Source organism: Empedobacter sp. 225-1, from assembly GCF_030328185.1.
Classification (GTDB): domain Bacteria; phylum Bacteroidota; class Bacteroidia; order Flavobacteriales; family Weeksellaceae; genus Empedobacter; species Empedobacter stercoris.
This window is the reverse complement of record NZ_JACALO010000009.1, coordinates 56,185-74,587: the sequence shown is the minus strand read 5'-3', so window position 1 is coordinate 74,587 and position 18,403 is coordinate 56,185. Positions and strand designations below refer to the sequence as shown.

Genomic DNA, 18,403 nt, shown 5'->3' with positions numbered 1-18,403 from the left:
AAAGTTTGGCTATATTAGCCCTATCGAAAAACTAAAATCTACTTGGCCAGTTGCACTTATAACTTGAACATGGCATTGTTTACTTAGGTTACTTTTATTATTTTTATCAACATATAGTATTTGTAATGGAATATAGCTTTTCAAGAGAAGAATTGATAAATGCAATTGAGTATTTAGATCAACATCCAGAAGAATTTAAAGGAAGAGAGTCTTCAACATATGATTTAGTATATGATGATAAAAAGTATCCTCCAATTTTAGTTTTATCGAAAGCAAATGAATTAAAAGGTGATAAAGAACTGTTGTTAAAAGATTTTAAAAATAGTGTCGAAGTGCCATTTAAAATATTGAGAGATAAAGGCTTTTTGATAAATCCTAAAAATTTAAATAGAAAAGAAGAATTTAAAAAATGGATTTCTAAAGAATTAGCGAATAAATCGGGAGCTGGTCCTGCATATATAACTTCTTTAGAATGGTTGTCAGAACGTTTTTTTCAAGTAGGTAAAATTAGTAAAAGAAGTATATTCGAAATTGATGACATTAAATTATTAAAAGATTTACACGAAGAAACGAAATTAATTCAGCGTGATAAAACATCTTATATTTATAATAATGATGCACCTTCTTATGGAGAAAAGTATTTTTATTCAGCAAGCCTTAATAAGTATATAGAGTTTTTGAAAAAAAATGACTACACACAATCTAACACAGATATTGAGAATGTAGAAACAACTTCAATTAGATTTGATTTTAATAAGTTTTCTGATTCATTAAGAAATTCCAATCTCCAATTCAACGATAAGTTAGTACAACGGTTTGTAGCTTCATTGCTCACAAAGCCTTTTGTGATTTTAACGGGATTAGCGGGTTCGGGTAAAACTAAATTGGCACAATCATTTATTCAATGGATATGTGAAAGCAAAGAACAATATAAACTAGTAGCTGTAGGTGCCGATTGGATTAATCGTGAACCATTATTAGGATATCCGAATGGTCTAAACTCTAAAGATTATGTGACACCAGACAATGAGGTGTTAGAATTAATGCTTACTGCTAGTAAAATAGAGAATCAAGATAAACCATATTTTTTGGTTTTAGATGAAATGAATTTATCACATGTAGAGCGTTATTTTGCAGATTTTTTAAGCATTATGGAATCGGAGGATTCGATTAAACTTTATACAGGGGCTGAAAGAAAATCTACGAATGATACAGAAATACCTCAGACAATTTCTTGGCCTAAAAATCTGTTTATTATTGGAACAGTGAATATAGATGAAACGACATATATGTTTAGTCCAAAAGTACTTGATCGTGCAAATGTAATCGAGTTTAAATTAGATGAAGATGATTTAAAAAGTTTTTTAGCTGAACCTAAAAAGGTAGATCTTTCGCAATTAACTTCGGAAGGTGCTGCAATGGCATCGAGTTTTATTACATTATCTAAACAGAATGATACAGCGTCTAATGAAGTTTTAAATGAAACTTTAGTAGAATTCTTTAAAGAGTTGAAAATGATCGGTGCAGAATTTGGTTACCGAACTGCTTTTGAAATTCATTTGCTGTTTGCACAATTTTCTAAAATAGATTCTTCTCTAAGTGATGAGGATAAAATTGATTTTGCTGTGATGCAAAAACTGTTACCAAAATTACATGGTTCGCGTTCGAAGATTGTAAAATCGTTAGAAGCCTTGATCAGGTTGTGTTTAGAAGATGCAACTGAATTCAATCTTTCGAAATTGGATGATCTTGAAGAAAATCAGATAAAATATAATGTATCTTTTGATAAACTAAAAAGAATGTATGCAAATGCTTTAAGTAACGGATTTACAAGTTATGCAGAAGCCTAATGATAAAGTTTTACAATTTGATTTGCATCATATTGATGAGGGGTTAACTTTGGAAATCTTTCCAGAGCAACACTCTCGTATTCGACAATTGGATAAAGCTGTTGCTGAGCAATATAATGAAAGTGTTTATCAATTGTTTGAAGGACATTCGTATGAATACGAATTTGAAGGGATCAATAAAGTCAATTATCTTTTACGAGCAAGAATTAATGGGGTAGTTGTTCCATCAAATCGTCATATTTATCGTGGTCGAATTACACCCAATATTTATGTAGGTAACTTACCACTTGAAATAGTGAATACAGAAACGGAACAAAGTTTTCCAATTTCAGTAGAGGTGATTGCGACTAAATTTGATAAAAAAGAAGATGTATCGTATCGAGAGAATTATCGACAAATGTTGGAAGATATTACCGATAAGTGTACAGATCTTATGATGCAAATTAACACACCAGTTACACAACATGTTACAATTGATTATTCAACGGATACCAAGACTTTGTACCAACGTTTTTGTTTTGTCAAATCATTTTTAGATTCGGTTGATTTTGAGGAAGCAATAATACGTATTATTTCCAATCCATCAACTCTATGGAAAACAGAGGAAACATCGATTAAAACTTCTCAAATTAGACGTGTCAATCGAACAATTTCTAAACAATTTGTAACAGCATCAAGTAGAGTAGATACTTCAGGGTTGGCTTATTTGAATGATATAGGGTTAAGTAGTTTGCCTCGAACGATACAATCGGATATCCGAACAGAAAGTGTAGATACACCTGAAAATCGTTTTATTAAACATGTTTTGGGGGTATTTTTGCATTTTATCGAAGACTGTCAAGCTGTTTTTTCAACAGCGAAGAAATACCATTTCGCTTTAAGAGAGAGTAATCATTTGGTTGAAAAAATAAATGGTTATTTGTCTTATTCATTTTTTAATGAGATTTTAGATGCGACAACTTTAAAATTAAATAGCCCTTTGTTGCAAAAACGTAATGGTTATCGTGAAGTTTTAAACCGTTGGTTGCAATTTGATTTGGCTTCTAAATTAATTTGGCAAGGAGGTGAGAACGTCTATGAAGCGGGAAAACGTGATATTGCCACTTTGTACGAATATTGGCTTTTCTTTCAGTTGTATGAACTAATTGTAGATAAATTTAATTTAGAGGTTTACCAAAATCAAAATTTTGATCATTTATTTGAGACGGACGATTCTGGACTTTCTTTAAAGCTAAAATCAGGGAAAGAATTAATGATTAAAGGTGAAACGGATTTTGTTTCACGTAACTTAAGTATTCGATTTAGTTACAACCGAACTTTCAAAGGAGGTAATGATTATGTATCGGGGAACGCAGGAAGTATAACGACTACGCTTCGTCCTGATTATACATTGAGTATATGGCCAAGTTCTTTCACAGAACATGAAGCAGAAAAAGAAGATGTCATAACGCATATTCATTTTGATGCGAAGTATAAGATTCAAAACATACAAGAACAGTACACCGAAACAACAGATGAGGAGGTGTTGAATAGAATGGATGAACGAGAACGTAAAGGAACGTTTAAGAATGTTGACCTTTTAAAAATGCATGCTTACAAAGATGCAATTCGTCGTACAGGTGGTGCTTATATTTTATATCCCGGTAGTGTTGAAAAACGATTTGATGGTTTTCATGAGGTTTTACCAGGCTTGGGTGCTTTTACTATTAATCCCTCAAAACACGATACAGGTATAAGTGGACTAAGTGCATTTATTCATCGTATTATACAGCATTTAGTTGATCGTACAACGCAACGCGAACGAATTTTAAATACCTCGAATCAAATTCTAAAAGAACCATTGTTGACATACGGAAATACTTTAAAACCACTTTCAGCAGAATTAGAAAAAAGTAAGATAGATGTATTGAATACGTTTGTTTTAGTAGGGTACACCAAATCTCAAGAACATTTAGATTGGTGTTTAATAAATGGCATGTATAATTTTAGAATGAATGATAATACAGGATCTTTGGAGCTGACAAGTGATGTTGTACAAGCAAAATATTTGTTGCTAAGAGAAAGTGGCAAAGATAAAGCAACTCAATTATTCAGAATTACGAGTAAAGGACCTAAAGTGTATTCGAAAGAAAAACTAGTTCAATTAGGTTATGCAAATCCTTCTCAACCCGATTATTTAGTTGTACGCATTGAACCTTGTACAGATTGGGAAAATATAGAAATTTCTTTCAAGGAATTCGACGCCTATAAGAGTTTATCTGGATCTATTTATACACGAACAGGACAGCCTTTTGTGGTGACGTTAGATAAGATTTTGAGTTAGGAATTATAATACCTCCAATTAGAATTAAGTTAAAGAAAAACTATATTTCAATAAAAATATCGAATCGTCAAACTAAATTAAATTCAATTTCTCATTAGCATTAATCAGAATAATGTTTGTAAAACGTTGGCGAAATAATCTTAGATGATTTTCTTAAAACAATTCACCCAAATAATATAGTCGAAATTGTACTTACCAAACTGAATAACAATACTTTGTTTGATAAGGTGATCGATGTTGTAGATAAAGATCGGTTGAAAGTTTCGATAACCTACGATCAAGTTCATTTAAACTATGGTTTCGAATTTGAGAATGGGATTTGGTCAGCAATTGCGTATGATTATTTTACTTGGGCGAATAAACTTGAAGCGATTAATGGCGGTAAAATAAAATTAATGGAAAATGAATCGTAGTATGCTTCTGTTGGTAACTTTTAAGACTTCAATATAGAAAATTGAATGAGTAACAATTGATTACGTAAATTTGCACTATGCAACTGAATGATAGATTGAAAAAGTTGGTGAACGAAGTACCAAAAAATAGTTGTGGCGTGTATTATTTATACAATGACAAGCATGCTATTATCTACATTGGTAAAAGTATTGATATCAGAAAACGACTGATTCAGCATTTCAAATCGACTGATAAAAAGGAAGTTAAGTTGCAACATTTCACTCATTCTATTCGTTTTGAAAATACAGGAAATGAACTAATTGCTTTGTTGAGAGAATCTGAATTAATTAAACAAAATCTACCAATTTTTAATCGAGCTCAACGCAAGATTAAGTTTTTTTATGCCTTATACAAAGAAATAAATTCGGATGGTTATCAAGCATTAATCATAAAGAAAATAGATAATTCAGGAAACGAAATCATTTCGTTTACATCGCTCAATGAAGCCAAGAATTATCTATTTTATATCACAGATAAGTATAAACTTTGTCAAAAAATAAATGGATTATACAAAACAAAATCAAGTTGTTTTCAATATAGTTTAGACGAATGTAATGGCGCTTGCATAAACCAAGAAGATGCGAAACTTTACAACAAAAGAGTTCGTCAGTATTTGAAAACGGTTCATTTGCCTAAAAAAGATATTTTACTTGAATTAGAGGGGCGTACAGAACATGAAAAAGGAATTGTATTGATTGAAAAAGGTGTGTACAAAGGCTTTGGTTATTGTGATAAATTACTTAAAAACATTGATGAAATAAAATCTTGTATCGAATTAAAACAGGATAATAAAGATGTACGAAAAATATTATTTCGACACCTTAAAGCTGAATTAACTCGATGGTAGTGTATCAGATGTGTTGGTGAATCATAAAAAACACAAAGACAATAAATTAACCATAAAGTAACTTTACCCAATGGTGGACTGTTGTCTACTATTGGGTATTTTTATGCTCTTAAAAACAGCTAAAATCAATTCATTTGATAACCTTGTGTATCAGATGTGTTGGTGACTCGTAAAAAACACACAAACAATACTTTAACTATAAAAAAAACTTTACTCAATAGTGGACTAATCCCTACTATTGGATAATTTAATTACAATATTCTAGTTTTTACTACATTAAGATTTAACATATCCGCATACTTAAAATATTTTTAAAGTGGCATTCAAAGGCGGTATTTGGCTCTTATTTGCCGATACAGAAATTTTAAAAGTCTTTATTTATCAATGGTGTAAGGGGGTGTGGTGTAGTTTTGGTTTTGTGTATTTTATAAAAAGTTTAACACTTATGCCCGAATATCAGTTGATAAAATTATAAAATAAAATAAGAAATGCTTAATTTATTTAACAATTTTAATAATTAGAACTAAATAATTTATTAAATATAGTATTCAATGTTAAACTAATTGGTTTCGAATTCAAATTATTTAAATAAAATCACTGATGTAAAAATAATTAATTTTTAAATATAATAAAACGTATTATGAATTCAGTGAATGTTTTTATATCTCATAATTTGTACGTATATTTGTACATAATAAAATACATGATTATGTTAATAGCAAGTGTTTCTGATTTCAGAAAAGATTTAAAATCTTATTTAGATAGAGTTTCAAAAAATTTTGAAACTTTAATCATCAACAGAGGAAAAGATTCTGGTATTGTTGTAATGTCTCTTGAAGAATACAATTCATTAATGGCGACAAACTATGAATTATCTTCTCGTATCAACGAATCAAGACTTGATTCAGCCATTGAAAAATTAAAAAGTAATCAATCTTTCGAAAAAGAATTAATCGAAGAATAAATGAAATACATATTCGTAGATGAATCTTGGGAAGATTATTTGTTTTGGCAAAAAACAGACAAAAAAAAAGTTAAACGAATCAATGATCTATTAAAAGACATCTCTAGAACACCTTTTACAGGAATAGGGAAGCCAGAGCCTTTAAAACATAAGTATTCGGGGTTTTGGTCACGAAGAATAGATGATGAACATCGTTTAATATATAAATATGAAGACGGACAAATACTTATTGCTAAATGCCGTTTTCATTATGATTAAAATATAAAATCCATGCGAATATGTATGGATTTTTTTATGTATAATAATGTTTTTGTTAAGTTTATAAAAAATATTCTATTGTCTACGAAGTGATGAAGTACGAAAAATTTTAATACCTACAGTTCTATTGTAGTAAAGAAGATGTTTAATGGAAAAAAAGGTAATCCCGATCGTGCGGATTTGCAATCCGTGCTACATAAGAAAGAAAGTTCATTGAAATAAAAGTGTAGTATGTCAACAAAATACAAAGCAACCGATAGTAGCAGTGTATATTTTATAACCATAACAACAGTAGAATTGTATAGATAAAGTCACGGATTGCAAATCCGCGACATCGGGCTTTTAAGAGCATTTTTTAAGTCTTTATTTTTAGAAAGTAGTTTCGATACCATGTTTTTCCAATGGAATTAAGTCATAAAAAAATATAGAATTTAAAAAGGAGTGAAGGATAAGTATTTCAAATCGTTTAACTTAGGAGTTTTCCTTCCATCTTACAAATTCTATGTGATTAATACACAACATTAGTAACGTAAAAATAATTAACTTATTATGATACAAGCACGAAAAGATGCAACCGGCAGTGTTCCAAATGTGTTGTTATTACACAACTAACACAAAGACAATTATTTAACCATTAAATAACTTAACCCAATAGTGGATAATCTCTACTATTGGGTATTTTTATGCTCTTAAAACAGCTAAAATCAATTCATTTGATAACCTTGTGTATCAGATGTGTTGATGACTCGTAAAAAACACACAAACAATACTTTAACTATAAAAAAAACTTTACTCAATAGTGGACTAATCCCTACTATTGGATAATTTAATTACAATATTCTAGTTTTTACTACATTAAGATTTAACATATCCGCATACTTAAAATATTTTTAAAGTGGCATTCAAAGGCGGTATTTGGCTCTTATTTGCCGATACAGAAAGTGTAAAAGTCTTTATTTATCAATGGTGTAAGGGGGTGTAGTGTAGTTTTGGTGTAGTTAAGTTTATTAAAAATTTAACATATTGAAATAAAATATCTTTACTAATTTTTATAAAAAATGTTTGACTTACTAATAAAATAATAGTGCTTGAGCTTCTAACTTGATTTTTTTTTCTTTTAAATCTATGGAATTTTAATTGAGACATCAAATAAAAAAGTGAAACTATGTATTCCTTTCTTAATTATAAACTTTTAACGATTATTTAAATTATAATGTTAATACCGACTTCACAAAAATAAATCTTTAAAATAAATTAGAATTATAATTATAAAATGACATAGTTTTTTAATAAGCTCGGATATTATTTTTAATATTTAGTATAATATTATTCTTTATTTGTTTTAAAATGGTATATTTGTAAACTAAATACAAGAAATGAATTTCAAATTAATCAAAGATGTAGTTGATTTAATAGAAGAATTTGAAAAAGAAAATAAGTTTATTTCTAATGCTTCTATTGATGATTTTAAAAAGTGGATTATTTTAAATAATCCTCTAGAAAGTTATTGTGATGTACCTCATTGGATCGGAAAAGAGAAAATGAGATCGCCTGAAAGTGTTATAAGTACATTACTTGTTCATATGAATAGGTATGCGAAAAGTTATTCAAAATCTGCTATTATAGGATCGGATTTTTCATCTCAAGAAGATTTTATTTACTTAATCAATTTAAAGGCATTTGGGGAGATGACAAAAATGGATTTGATTAAGAAAAATGTACATGAAAAACCTGTAGGGATGCAAATTATAAATCGTTTAATTGCTAAGGGTTGGGTTGATCAAGCTTCTTCTGAGCTTGATAAAAGAAGCAAAGTTATTAAGATTAGTCCCGTAGGTTTAGAAATTTTAGAAGAACAAATGGAAAAAATTAGACTAGCAACACAAATTGTAGCAGGTAATTTAACTTATGCTGAAAAAATAGAATTAATAAATCTACTCAACAAACTTGAAGCTTTTCATCAAGATATTTATCAAAAGAATTTTGATACAGAAGATTTATTAGATGAGGCTTACAAATATATTAATTAAAAAAATAACTACTATGAAAAAGAGTGTATTTTTCTTTCTAATTTTCTGTTGTTCTTTGTACTGTTTTTCACAAACGAAAACATATCAATTGTCCAGTCATATTTTAGATAATTCTACTGGAGAGCCTGCACCATCTGTTTCAGTTACATTACAGAAAATGAATGTGGACAATTCGTGGACTAAGGTAAGTACACAAATTACAGATAAAGATGGTAGAATAGGGAATTTTTTACCTTATGGTCAGAATAATGACGGTGTTTATAAACTCGTATTTCATATTGAATCTTATTTTGATAGAAAAAAATTGCAAACATTTTATCCTTTTATCGAGATTGTTTTTCGTATTAAAGGGAATAATCATTTTCATGTACCATTGACTGTATCTCCTTATGGTTATTCTACATATAAAGGAAGTTAAAAACGAGATATGAAAAAAAGAATTGCCATTATTGGATCTGGATTTTCTGGTTTATCAGCTGCTGCTTATACAGCAAAAGAAGGACATGAAGTACATGTATTTGAGAAACATAATCAGCCAGGCGGAAGAGCAAGACAATTAAAAACAGAAGAAGGTTATGTATTTGATATGGGACCTAGTTGGTATTGGATGCCAGATGTTATACAAGATTTCTTTGAGGATTTTGGTTATACTACTTCTTCTTTTTTTGAATTGATATCGTTAAATCCTCAATTTGAGATGATTTTTTCCGATGAAAAAATAGATGTACCTGAAAATTTTGAAGCACTAAAAGCAACCTTCGAAAAAATAGAGAAAGGTGCTGGCTTTCAATTAGAAAAATTTATGAAATCTGCCAAATTCAAATATGAAGTAGGAATGAAGGATTTTGTACATAAACCTTGTGTAAATTGGAGTGAATTTATTTCTCTTAAAATTGCTAAAAGTGCATTGAGATTAGATTTACTATCTAATTTTAGAGCCTATGTTGCACGGTATTTTAAAGATAAGAAATTGAGAGCTTTAATGGAGTTCCCCGTAATATTTTTGGGTGCATCTCCTGAAAAGATTCCAGCCTTGTATAGCTTGATGAATTATGGCGGTTATGTACTAGGTACTTATTATCCCAAAGGAGGTTTTTATCAACTGGTATTAGCAATGAAAAAAGTAGCAGAAGAACAAGGGGCGAACTTTCATTTTAATTCGAATGTTGAAAAAATAAATGTAAAAAATCAAAAAGTAAGTTCGCTTCTTATAAATGGTAAAATCCATGAATTTGATGAAGTAATTGCTTCTTCTGATTATCATCATACTGAAACACTTTTGAACGAAGAGTACAGAAATTATACCGCTGATTATTGGAGAGAAAGGACTTTTGCACCGTCTTGTCTTATTTTTTATCTAGGTTTTAACGAAACCATTCCGCATTTAAAACATCATACACTATTCTTTGAACATGACTTAGATCTGCATATAGATAGTATATACGAAGATAAAAGATGGCCTGAAAAACCTTTGTTCTATGCTTGTTGTTCCTCAAAAACAGATCATTCAGTAGCACCTAATGGTAAAGAAAATTTGTTTTTACTAATGCCGATTGCTACAGGAATAAATGACAGTGAATTTGTACGTCAGAAGTATTTAACGGAAATGCTCTTGCGATTAGAAAAGCATACAGGTACTCAAGATTTGCAGTCTAAAATCGACTTTAAAAGAAGTTATTGTGTTAGAGATTTTGTGTCCGATTATAATGCTTATGGTGGTAATGCTTATGGGTTAGCTAATACACTTAATCAAACAGCAGTACTAAAACCTAAAATAAGAAATAAAAAGCTAAAGAATTTATTTTATACTGGTCAGTTAACTGTTCCTGGACCAGGAGTTCCTCCCTCTATTATATCTGGTAAAATAGTGGCCAATGAGATCAACAAAATAAAAAATTAAATCCGTATGAAACAATTATTTGATGAGCTTTCTTATTCGGTGAGTAAGATGACAACTCAAAAATATAGCACAAGTTTTTCTTTGGGTATTCTTGCCTTAAAACCTTCTATTCGATCGGCTATTTATGCGATTTATGGTTATGTTAGGTTGGCAGATGAAATAGTAGATAGTTTTCATGATTATAACAAAGAGAAACTTTTAAAAAGATTGAGAAAAGAAACTTTGCATGCATTAAATGAGAGGATATCGCTTAACCCTATCTTACAATCATTTCAAGAGACTGTAAATTATTATAAGATTGATAAAGAGCTTATCGATCAGTTTTTGAGTAGTATGGAAATGGACTTGCAACAAATAGAATATGACTCGGACTTATACAAAACCTATATTTTAGGTTCTGCTGAGGTAGTAGGACTCATGTGTTTACAGGTTTTTACAGATGGTAATAAAGATAAGTATGCAGAATTAAAACCTTATGCGATGAAATTGGGCTCTGCTTTTCAGAAAATTAATTTTCTTCGAGATTTGAAAGAGGATTATCATATTTTGGGAAGAACTTATTTTCCGAATGTGGATATAAGTGGTTTTGATAATAAGATAAAATACGCAATAGAAAAAGAAATAGAAGAAGAATTTGATGAAGCGTTGATTGGGATTAAAAAACTTCCAGCTTCTTCAATTTTTGGTGTTTATCTTGCTTACAAATATTATCTTTCTTTGTTTAAGAAGATCAAAAAAAAATCATCCAAAGAAATTTTAAATGGAAGAATTAGAATAGCTAATTCTGAAAAAGTTTTTGTTGCGTTTAAAAGTTACATAAGATATAAAGCTGCTTGGTTATGATTAAAATTTTAGGGTTTCTCATGGTGGGATTTTTAGGTTTTATAAATCACACTGAGGTAGTTCTAGAAGAGCTAAGGGCTAATTATGCTAAGTTATCTAATGACAAAGAATTATGTGCAAATGTAATAGTTGAATTGGACCATATAAAAAATATATCTGCTATTTATTTGGGGTATTTAGGTGGTGCTCAAACAATTAATTCCAAGCACGTGTCTAATCCATTAAATAAGCTTAAAACTTTTAATAAAGGTAAAAAGAATATAGAGGAGGCTATACGTATAGAACCTGAAAATTTAGAATTGAGGTTTATTAGATTATCAGTACAAAAAAACACACCCTCATTTTTGAACTACTATTCAAAGGTTGAAGAAGATACGCAAATCTTATCGGAAAACAGGCATAAAATATCGTCTATAAATTTGCGTAGAAATATTGAAAAAATTTTAAACGAATAAGTGATGAAGTACCGTTTGTATAGAGAACAACAGCTGTATTGTGATATTGATACAGCTTGGCGATTTTTTTCTTCTCCAATGAATCTTTCGGAAATTACACCAAAAGATATGGCTTTTACAGTTTTGTCAGAAGATCAGGATCAGCCAATTTTTGAAGGTATGCTCATCAATTATAGTGTGTCACCACTATTGGGTATTCCTTTGAAATGGCAGACAAAGATTATTCAAGTAGATCTGCAGCAAAGCTTTACAGATTTTCAACAAAAAGGACCATATAAATATTGGAAACATTTTCATGAATTTATTCCCAATGAAAAGGGGATTTTAATGAAAGATACAGTAGAATACGAGCTTCCTTTTGGAGTTTTTGGAAATGTTGTTCATTCTCTTTTGGTGAAAAAAAAATTGAATAAAATATTTGATTATCGTCATCAAGTCTTAAAGCAATTATTTAATAAGTAGGTGTATGAATTTATTTTTGGTGTTGCTAGTATTTGTGCTTATGGAGCCTGTTACATGGTTTATTCATAAATATGTGATGCATGGATTTTTATGGTTTCTCCACAAAGATCATCATGACCATAGCCATAAAGGATCAGTTGAAAAAAACGATTATTTTTTTGTGATATTTGCGATTCCGACTATTGCTTTGATGTATTTTGGTTCGCTCAATAGTTATAATTACTTATTTTTTGTTGGGGTAGGAATTATGCTTTATGGCATGGCGTATTTTTTTGTGCATGATGTTTTTATTCATCAACGACTGAAATGTTTTAGTCGAGTAAAAAATCCTTATTTTCTAGCGCTACGAAGGGCTCATAAACAACATCATAAACACCTTACTAAAGAAGATGGTGAATGTTTTGGATTTCTTTATGTTCCTTTCAAATATTTTAAAATGTATTTTAATTCTACTCAAAAATGATGTCTTATACTTATATTTTGATTTTATTTTTTACAATAATCATTTGTTTCATATCATCCTTTGACTCTCGTATTCTTTTTAACCGTTATTTTGGTTCTTTTATAAAAGCTGCAAGTGTAGTAGCTATTCCATTTATAGCATGGGATATTTGGTTTACATCTTTGGGTGTATGGTGGTTTAATACTGATTATACACTTGGTTTTGTAATAGGAGGCTTACCCATAGAAGAGTGGTTATTTTTTATTTGTATTCCGTTTTCATGTGTATTTACATATTTCTGTTTTGATAAATTTTTTAAATTAGATTGGCTTTCGAGTTTTAATAACCTTATTGTTTTTTTTAGTGTAATTGTTTGTTCAATCATCGCTTTACTTTATTATGATAGAATTTACACATTGTTAACAGCTGTTATAACATTGGTTGTTTTACTGTATTTACATTTTGTTCGTCGTGTCGATTGGTTGGGTAAAGCGTCATATGTTTTTACTATTCTTATGCTTGGTTTTTTTCCTGTAAATGGAGTTCTAACAGGAACGGGATTAGAAATGCCAATTGTCAATTATAATCCTGATGATTTTTTGGGAATCAGAATGGGAACTATACCTGTAGAAGATGCTGTGTACGGATATACTCAATTTCTTTTAGTTCTTTATTTTTTTAAACAATTTAAATCAAAATCACATGAAAATAAAAAATAAAACACTATTAATTGTAGTATGTATAGGCTTACTGATACTTTCAAATTCATGTTCCTCGATTCCTAAAAAGGCAGAAGCTGTTCAAAATTTTGAAGTTGATCGATATTTAGGTACTTGGTTTGAAATCGCTCGTTTAGATTTTCGTTTCGAGAAAAACTTGGATAATGTCTCCGCTAACTACACTTTTGATAAAAAAGGAAATCTGGTGGTTTCAAATAGCGGATTTAATAAGGATAAACAAGTATGGAAGCAAGCTATAGGTAAAGCAAAATTTAGAGACGGTAAGCAAATAGGAAAGCTAAAAGTAAGCTTCTTTGGACCTTTCTATGCTGGATATAACGTAATTGCTTTGGATGAAAACTATCAATATGCATTGGTTATAGGTAAAAATCTAAATTACTTATGGATTTTGTCTCGGACGAAAGATATTCCAGATAATATTAAAACAAACTTTCTTGCATTAGCTTCAGAAATTGGTTATGATATATCCAATTTGATTTGGGTAGAACATAATCGAAATGATAATCCATTTTTAAATGAAAAATAAAATTTCCATTTTTTGGTTTCGAAGAGATCTTCGTTTAGAAGATAATGTTGGGCTGTACCACGCTCTTTCATCTGGAATTCCTGTGTTACCTATTTTTATTTTTGATGAAGATATTCTACGACAACTGGATGACAAGAAAGATAGGAGGGTGGATTATATTCATCAAGCGCTTCAAAAGATTAATAATCAATTAAAATCTTTTGGGACAAGTCTCAATGTATATTATGGTGATCCTCTCAAAATTTTTCAGCAACTTTCTACTGAGTTTGCTATTCATTCTATATTTTGTAATCGTGATTATGAACCTTTGGCAATTAAAAGAGATACTTCGATTTACAATTATTTTAAGTTATTTAACATTTCGTTTAAAGCATTTAAAGATCAGGTAATTTTTGACAAGAAAGATATTTTAAAGAAAGATAGTTCTCCTTATACAGTATATACGCCGTATGCAAAAAAATGGAAACAAATTTTGAAAACAGAAGATTATAAATGTTATAACCCTGATTACAGCAAATTTTTGAAAACAGAATTCAAAACGATTCTTTCACTCAAAGAAATTGGTTTTTTAAAAACATCAATTTTATTCAAACAGCCAAAGCTAGATAAGGAAATTATTCAAAATTACCATAAATATAGGGATCATCCTGCTTTACAATGTACGACCCAATTAGGTATAGCTCTTAGATTTGGAACGATTAGTGTACGAAAATGTGTTGCGTTAGCGATAGAGCTAAATGAAACATGGCTCAATGAATTAATTTGGAGAGAATTTTTTATGCAAATACTCTACCATTTTCCATATGTTGTTCACCAACCTTTTAAAGCTAAATACAATGAAATAAAATGGAGAAATAATGAACAAGAATTTAAGCTGTGGTGCGATGGAAAAACAGGTTATCCTATTGTAGATGCAGGAATGAGAGAACTTAATCAAACTGGTTTTATGCATAATAGAGTAAGAATGATAACTGCAAGTTTTTTATGCAAACATCTACTCATCGATTGGCGGTGGGGCGAGGCTTATTTTGCTTCAAAACTAAACGATTATGATTTGTCTGCAAACAACGGAAATTGGCAATGGGTCGCTGGATCAGGTTGTGATGCAGCTCCTTATTTCAGAGTCTTTAATCCAACACTTCAGACAGAAAAATTTGATAAAGAATATCTTTACATCAAAAAGTGGGTCTCAGAATTTGAAACTGATGATTATCCTTCTCCTATAGTTGCTCATAATTTTGCTCGAAACAGAGTTTTAAGCATTTTTAACGATGCATTGAAGGATTAAAATGAAAGAATAATAATGATTTAAAATATTAAACGATTATAATATATTTTTCCACATTTTCTGCTTCTGAAGAATTAATATCAAAACTTCACTAGAAGGTATCTACATCCATACTGAAATTTCAAGCTGGATTCAATTAAGCACCTTATTGTCTTTAGTAAAAGTGAGGTTTGTAAAAACTTTCTATCAAAGATTTAGATTAAAAAAAAATTAGTAACCATAAAAGTAAATAAATTGAGTAAAAAAGGAATATTATTAGTTAATTTAGGATCACCTAAATCTACATCCGTAAATGACGTAAAAGAGTATCTTGGAGAGTTTTTAATGGATGAAAGAGTTATTGACTATAATTGGATTTTAAGAACACTTTTAGTAAAAGGAATTATATTAAACACAAGACCTTCAAAGTCAGCAGAAGCATATAAGAAAATTTGGACAGATGCGGGGTCTCCTTTAATAGTCATTACTGAAAAAATAAAAAATAAATTACAAAATATTATTGATATTCCTGTTGAAATAGGAATGAGATATGCTGAGCCTAGTATAGAAAATGGAATTTCTAAACTAGTTGAGAAAGGTGTAGATAAAATTGTATTATTTCCATTGTATCCTCAATATGCTATGAGTACAACAGAATCTGTAGTTGTAAAAACAGAAAAAGTAAGAAAAGAGAAATTTCCATCTATTAAAATAAATTATGTGGAACCATTTTATAATAAAGATATATATATAGATTGTCTTGTTGAAAGTATAAAAGACAAGTTTTCGAATGATTTTGATGGGCTGTTATTTTCTTACCACGGTATCCCAGAAAGACATATTTATAAAACAGATCCTACAAGGACTTGTAATTTAAGTGACTGTTGTGATAGAGAATTTAATCCAAGTCATCAATTCTGTTATCGTCATCAATGTTTTGAGACAACAAAAAAAGTTATAGAAAAATTAAATTTATCTCGCGAAAAAACAATTGTTTCATTTCAATCTAGACTAGGAAAAGATAAATGGATTGAGCCATATACAGATTCTACTTTAAAAGTTTTACCATCAAAAGGAATAAAAAAATTGGCAGTTGTTTGCCCTGCATTTGTATCTGATTGTTTGGAAACTCTAGAGGAAATAGCAATGGAAGGAAAAGAAATATTTATTGATAATGGGGGAGAAGCTTATGAGTATATTTCATGTCTAAATGATAATGATTCATGGATACATGTAATCAAATCTTTATGTGAAGAAAAAATAGATGATTTTTATTTATTATAATCTTAAACATTTAACAATTATAGATTAAATTCAAATATTCTACATAGACTTTTAATTGTTATAAGTGATTCTATAATGTAGGGTTATTATTGTGGGTACGTCCTGTAATCTTCCCCAAAAAAAAGCTACGATTACAGTTGTAGAATTTCCTCTCTTTATACTTGGTATCCGTGCTATAAAAAAATAGAAAATAAGTTCATTGAAATAAAATAGTATCATGTCAACAAAATACAAAGCAACCGATAGTAGCAGTGTATATTTTGTAACCATAACAACAGTAGAATTGTATAGATAAAGTCACGGATTGCAAATCCGCGACATCGGGCGTAGTATGTCAACAAAATACAAAGCAACCGATAGTAGCAGTGTATATTTTATAACCATAACAACAGTAGAATTGTATAGATAAAGTCACGGATTGCAAATCCGCGACATCGGGATAAATTAATAAAATATGGTAAAACGAGCAATGGAAACCAACGTTATAAATGTAAAAATTGTCAAAAAACAAGAGTTGAAATTTATAGTTACAATGCTTATCTCACAACAATAAATTACAATATTGTTCAGCTGACAAAAGAAGGTTTGGGTATAAGAAGTACAACTCGTTATTTAAAAATCTCAACAACCATGGTGTACAAAAAGTATTCATATTTTAACGAAATATTAGTAATATCCGATAAAAGAATCAATCTTATTTATTACAATTTAATATTATTGGTTAAATAATTCTTGATTTGTTTTGCTCTTTAATGATATTAATAATTTGTTTTTGAATCCAAACAGGTGCATATTTCAATTGCTTTTGAATAACCTTTTCGTCTTTAATATTTGTATGAAGTAAATAAATTAAAATAAAAATTTAAAATCAATTCCCTTATTTGGTTTAATTACTTTTTCAAATTTTTCAATTTCTTCATTCAGTTGAGAAGAGTATTCTTTTTTCATAAAATCTCTGAAAATAGATATGTCATCTTTTTCTCTAGTTTCAATTAAAGCCTCGATATAATCTACTTTAGATTCTGAATTAACGATTGCTAGAGGGAGGTTGTAATATTGTTGAATGTAATTCATTAATAATCTCGAGCTTCTTCCATTTCCATCATAAAAAGGATGAATTGACACCATATTAAAATGAGCGTCAAAAGATAAATTTAATTGATCTTCTATGGTTTGAATTGTACTCATTTTATTTTGAATATTAATGACCAAATCATTCATCAACCTTTCGACTTTATCATAATTAGGAAAATAAGTATTTCCAGCCATTACATTTCCTTTTCTAAATTCTCCTTTACTAGCATCAACAGTTCCAAGCATGGTCTCATAGACTGATCTAGTATTTTTTAAAACAAATGCTCCAATATTTTTAATTAAATCTATAGAAATAGGTCTCTTATTATTAGCTTGTTCAAGTATGTAAATTAAAGCTTTATAATGATCCGTTACCATTAAAGAATGTTCTAAAGGTTTTCCTTTAGGAGTTAATCCATCATTAATCAAAACAGATGCTTCAATTTCAGTTAAAGTTGATCCCTCCAATACTGTTGAATGATAAACAACAGAAATTAGATAAAACTTATCATGATCGATTGTTCTATCTATTCCAAGTTCTTTATATTTTTTTATTAAGGATTCCATTTTTAATTGAGCTTATCTTGACTTTTTATAAAAAATTAAAAGGATTGTGGAATATGTATTCTAAAAACAATTCCTCATTCTAGATAGAGGATGAAGCGCTAAGCAAAGATATAATAGA

Annotated in this window: 18 protein-coding genes and 1 pseudogene; 18 read left to right on the top strand and 1 reads right to left on the bottom strand. The window is 29.4% G+C overall.

Translation table 11 applies throughout. The features are described from left to right. Positions 1-125 precede the first annotated feature (125 nt). The 18 genes and pseudogenes from HX088_RS04340 to HX088_RS13975 all read left to right on the top strand — a co-directional run. Complete coding sequence (locus tag HX088_RS04340) at positions 126-1,850, top strand: McrB family protein (RefSeq protein WP_225540610.1); 1,725 nt, start codon at positions 126-128, stop codon at positions 1,848-1,850. Then, positions 1,837-4,173: a DUF2357 domain-containing protein gene (locus tag HX088_RS04335; RefSeq protein ID WP_284583519.1), complete on the top strand. Its 2,337-nt coding sequence runs from the start codon at positions 1,837-1,839 to the stop codon at positions 4,171-4,173. Before HX088_RS04340 ends, HX088_RS04335 begins: the two co-directional genes overlap by 14 nt. A gap of 215 nt (positions 4,174-4,388) precedes the next feature. Continuing rightward, positions 4,389-4,586 carry a hypothetical protein gene (locus HX088_RS04330; protein ID WP_284583520.1) on the top strand — a complete coding sequence of 66 codons (198 nt, stop codon included), beginning with the start codon at positions 4,389-4,391 and terminating at the stop codon, positions 4,584-4,586. Between the two features lie 77 nt (positions 4,587-4,663). Further along, positions 4,664-5,473 (top strand): GIY-YIG nuclease family protein, encoded by an 810-nt coding sequence (locus tag HX088_RS04325; RefSeq protein WP_286483540.1) that lies wholly within the window; start codon positions 4,664-4,666, stop codon positions 5,471-5,473. A 709-nt stretch (positions 5,474-6,182) separates the two neighbouring features. Beyond that, positions 6,183-6,437: a type II toxin-antitoxin system Phd/YefM family antitoxin gene (locus HX088_RS04320; protein ID WP_171622164.1), complete on the top strand. Its 255-nt coding sequence runs from the start codon at positions 6,183-6,185 to the stop codon at positions 6,435-6,437. Further along, positions 6,438-6,695 (top strand): Txe/YoeB family addiction module toxin, encoded by a 258-nt coding sequence (locus HX088_RS04315; RefSeq protein WP_171622163.1) that lies wholly within the window; start codon positions 6,438-6,440, stop codon positions 6,693-6,695. It abuts the gene before it with no gap. Positions 6,696-8,071: 1,376 nt separating this feature from the next. Continuing rightward, on the top strand, positions 8,072-8,725 hold the full coding sequence (locus HX088_RS04310; RefSeq protein ID WP_286483539.1) for a MarR family winged helix-turn-helix transcriptional regulator: 654 nt from the start codon (positions 8,072-8,074) through the stop codon (positions 8,723-8,725). 13 nt (positions 8,726-8,738) lie between these two features. Further along, positions 8,739-9,143, top strand: a complete 405-nt coding sequence (gene uraH, locus HX088_RS04305) for a hydroxyisourate hydrolase (protein WP_286483538.1) — start codon at positions 8,739-8,741, stop codon at positions 9,141-9,143. Between the two features lie 9 nt (positions 9,144-9,152). Then, complete coding sequence (crtID, locus tag HX088_RS04300; RefSeq protein ID WP_286483537.1) at positions 9,153-10,625, top strand: bifunctional phytoene desaturase/3,4-desaturase; 1,473 nt, start codon at positions 9,153-9,155, stop codon at positions 10,623-10,625. 6 nt (positions 10,626-10,631) lie between these two features. After that, positions 10,632-11,468: a phytoene/squalene synthase family protein gene (locus HX088_RS04295; protein WP_286483536.1), complete on the top strand. Its 837-nt coding sequence runs from the start codon at positions 10,632-10,634 to the stop codon at positions 11,466-11,468. Further along, positions 11,465-11,923: a hypothetical protein gene (locus HX088_RS04290; protein ID WP_286483535.1), complete on the top strand. Its 459-nt coding sequence runs from the start codon at positions 11,465-11,467 to the stop codon at positions 11,921-11,923. The genes HX088_RS04295 and HX088_RS04290 overlap by 4 nt, the downstream gene beginning before the upstream one ends. A 3-nt stretch (positions 11,924-11,926) precedes the next feature. Then, complete coding sequence (locus HX088_RS04285; protein WP_225539249.1) at positions 11,927-12,385, top strand: SRPBCC family protein; 459 nt, start codon at positions 11,927-11,929, stop codon at positions 12,383-12,385. A 4-nt stretch (positions 12,386-12,389) separates the two neighbouring features. After that, the gene (locus tag HX088_RS04280) at positions 12,390-12,848 is read left to right on the top strand and encodes a sterol desaturase family protein (RefSeq protein ID WP_225539248.1); all 459 of its coding nucleotides are present in this window, start codon (positions 12,390-12,392) and stop codon (positions 12,846-12,848) included. Then, entirely contained in the window at positions 12,845-13,546 is a 702-nt protein-coding gene (locus HX088_RS04275) for a lycopene cyclase domain-containing protein (RefSeq protein ID WP_286483534.1), read from the top strand. Before HX088_RS04280 ends, HX088_RS04275 begins: the two co-directional genes overlap by 4 nt. Further along, on the top strand, positions 13,530-14,093 hold the full coding sequence (locus tag HX088_RS04270) for a lipocalin family protein (protein ID WP_286483533.1): 564 nt from the start codon (positions 13,530-13,532) through the stop codon (positions 14,091-14,093). The genes HX088_RS04275 and HX088_RS04270 overlap by 17 nt, the downstream gene beginning before the upstream one ends. Next, positions 14,083-15,381, top strand: coding sequence for a cryptochrome/photolyase family protein (locus HX088_RS04265; RefSeq protein WP_286483532.1), 1,299 nt, complete (start codon positions 14,083-14,085; stop codon positions 15,379-15,381). The genes HX088_RS04270 and HX088_RS04265 overlap by 11 nt, the downstream gene beginning before the upstream one ends. Positions 15,382-15,615: 234 nt before the next feature. Further along, positions 15,616-16,644 carry a ferrochelatase gene (gene hemH / locus HX088_RS04260; RefSeq protein WP_225539244.1) on the top strand — a complete coding sequence of 343 codons (1,029 nt, stop codon included), beginning with the start codon at positions 15,616-15,618 and terminating at the stop codon, positions 16,642-16,644. Between the two features lie 405 nt (positions 16,645-17,049). After that, positions 17,050-17,289, top strand: a pseudogene (locus HX088_RS13975) (IS1/IS1595 family N-terminal zinc-binding domain-containing protein); the annotation flags it as partial. A 204-nt stretch (positions 17,290-17,493) separates the two neighbouring features. On the opposite strand, the gene HX088_RS04255 reads toward HX088_RS13975, so the two are convergent. Next, entirely contained in the window at positions 17,494-18,285 is a 792-nt protein-coding gene (locus HX088_RS04255) for a Fic family protein (protein WP_286483531.1), read from the bottom strand. Positions 18,286-18,403: the final 118 nt, after the last annotated feature.

Bases quoted from the DNA above. Each gene is read 5' to 3' on its own strand.
- HX088_RS04340 (WP_225540610.1), top strand. From the start codon at position 126: ATGGAATATAGCTTTTCAAGAGAAGAATTGATAAATGCAATTGAGTAT.
- HX088_RS04335 (WP_284583519.1), top strand. From the start codon at position 1,837: ATGCAGAAGCCTAATGATAAAGTTTTACAATTTGATTTGCATCATATT.
- HX088_RS04325 (WP_286483540.1), top strand. From the start codon at position 4,664: ATGCAACTGAATGATAGATTGAAAAAGTTGGTGAACGAAGTACCAAAA.
- HX088_RS04320 (WP_171622164.1), top strand. From the start codon at position 6,183: ATGTTAATAGCAAGTGTTTCTGATTTCAGAAAAGATTTAAAATCTTAT.
- HX088_RS04315 (WP_171622163.1), top strand. From the start codon at position 6,438: ATGAAATACATATTCGTAGATGAATCTTGGGAAGATTATTTGTTTTGG.
- HX088_RS04310 (WP_286483539.1), top strand. From the start codon at position 8,072: ATGAATTTCAAATTAATCAAAGATGTAGTTGATTTAATAGAAGAATTT.
- uraH (WP_286483538.1), top strand. From the start codon at position 8,739: ATGAAAAAGAGTGTATTTTTCTTTCTAATTTTCTGTTGTTCTTTGTAC.
- crtID (WP_286483537.1), top strand. From the start codon at position 9,153: ATGAAAAAAAGAATTGCCATTATTGGATCTGGATTTTCTGGTTTATCA.
- HX088_RS04295 (WP_286483536.1), top strand. From the start codon at position 10,632: ATGAAACAATTATTTGATGAGCTTTCTTATTCGGTGAGTAAGATGACA.
- HX088_RS04290 (WP_286483535.1), top strand. From the start codon at position 11,465: ATGATTAAAATTTTAGGGTTTCTCATGGTGGGATTTTTAGGTTTTATA.
- HX088_RS04285 (WP_225539249.1), top strand. From the start codon at position 11,927: ATGAAGTACCGTTTGTATAGAGAACAACAGCTGTATTGTGATATTGAT.
- HX088_RS04280 (WP_225539248.1), top strand. From the start codon at position 12,390: ATGAATTTATTTTTGGTGTTGCTAGTATTTGTGCTTATGGAGCCTGTT.
- HX088_RS04275 (WP_286483534.1), top strand. From the start codon at position 12,845: ATGATGTCTTATACTTATATTTTGATTTTATTTTTTACAATAATCATT.
- HX088_RS04270 (WP_286483533.1), top strand. From the start codon at position 13,530: ATGAAAATAAAAAATAAAACACTATTAATTGTAGTATGTATAGGCTTA.
- HX088_RS04265 (WP_286483532.1), top strand. From the start codon at position 14,083: ATGAAAAATAAAATTTCCATTTTTTGGTTTCGAAGAGATCTTCGTTTA.
- HX088_RS04255 (WP_286483531.1), bottom strand. From the start codon at position 18,285: ATGGAATCCTTAATAAAAAAATATAAAGAACTTGGAATAGATAGAACA.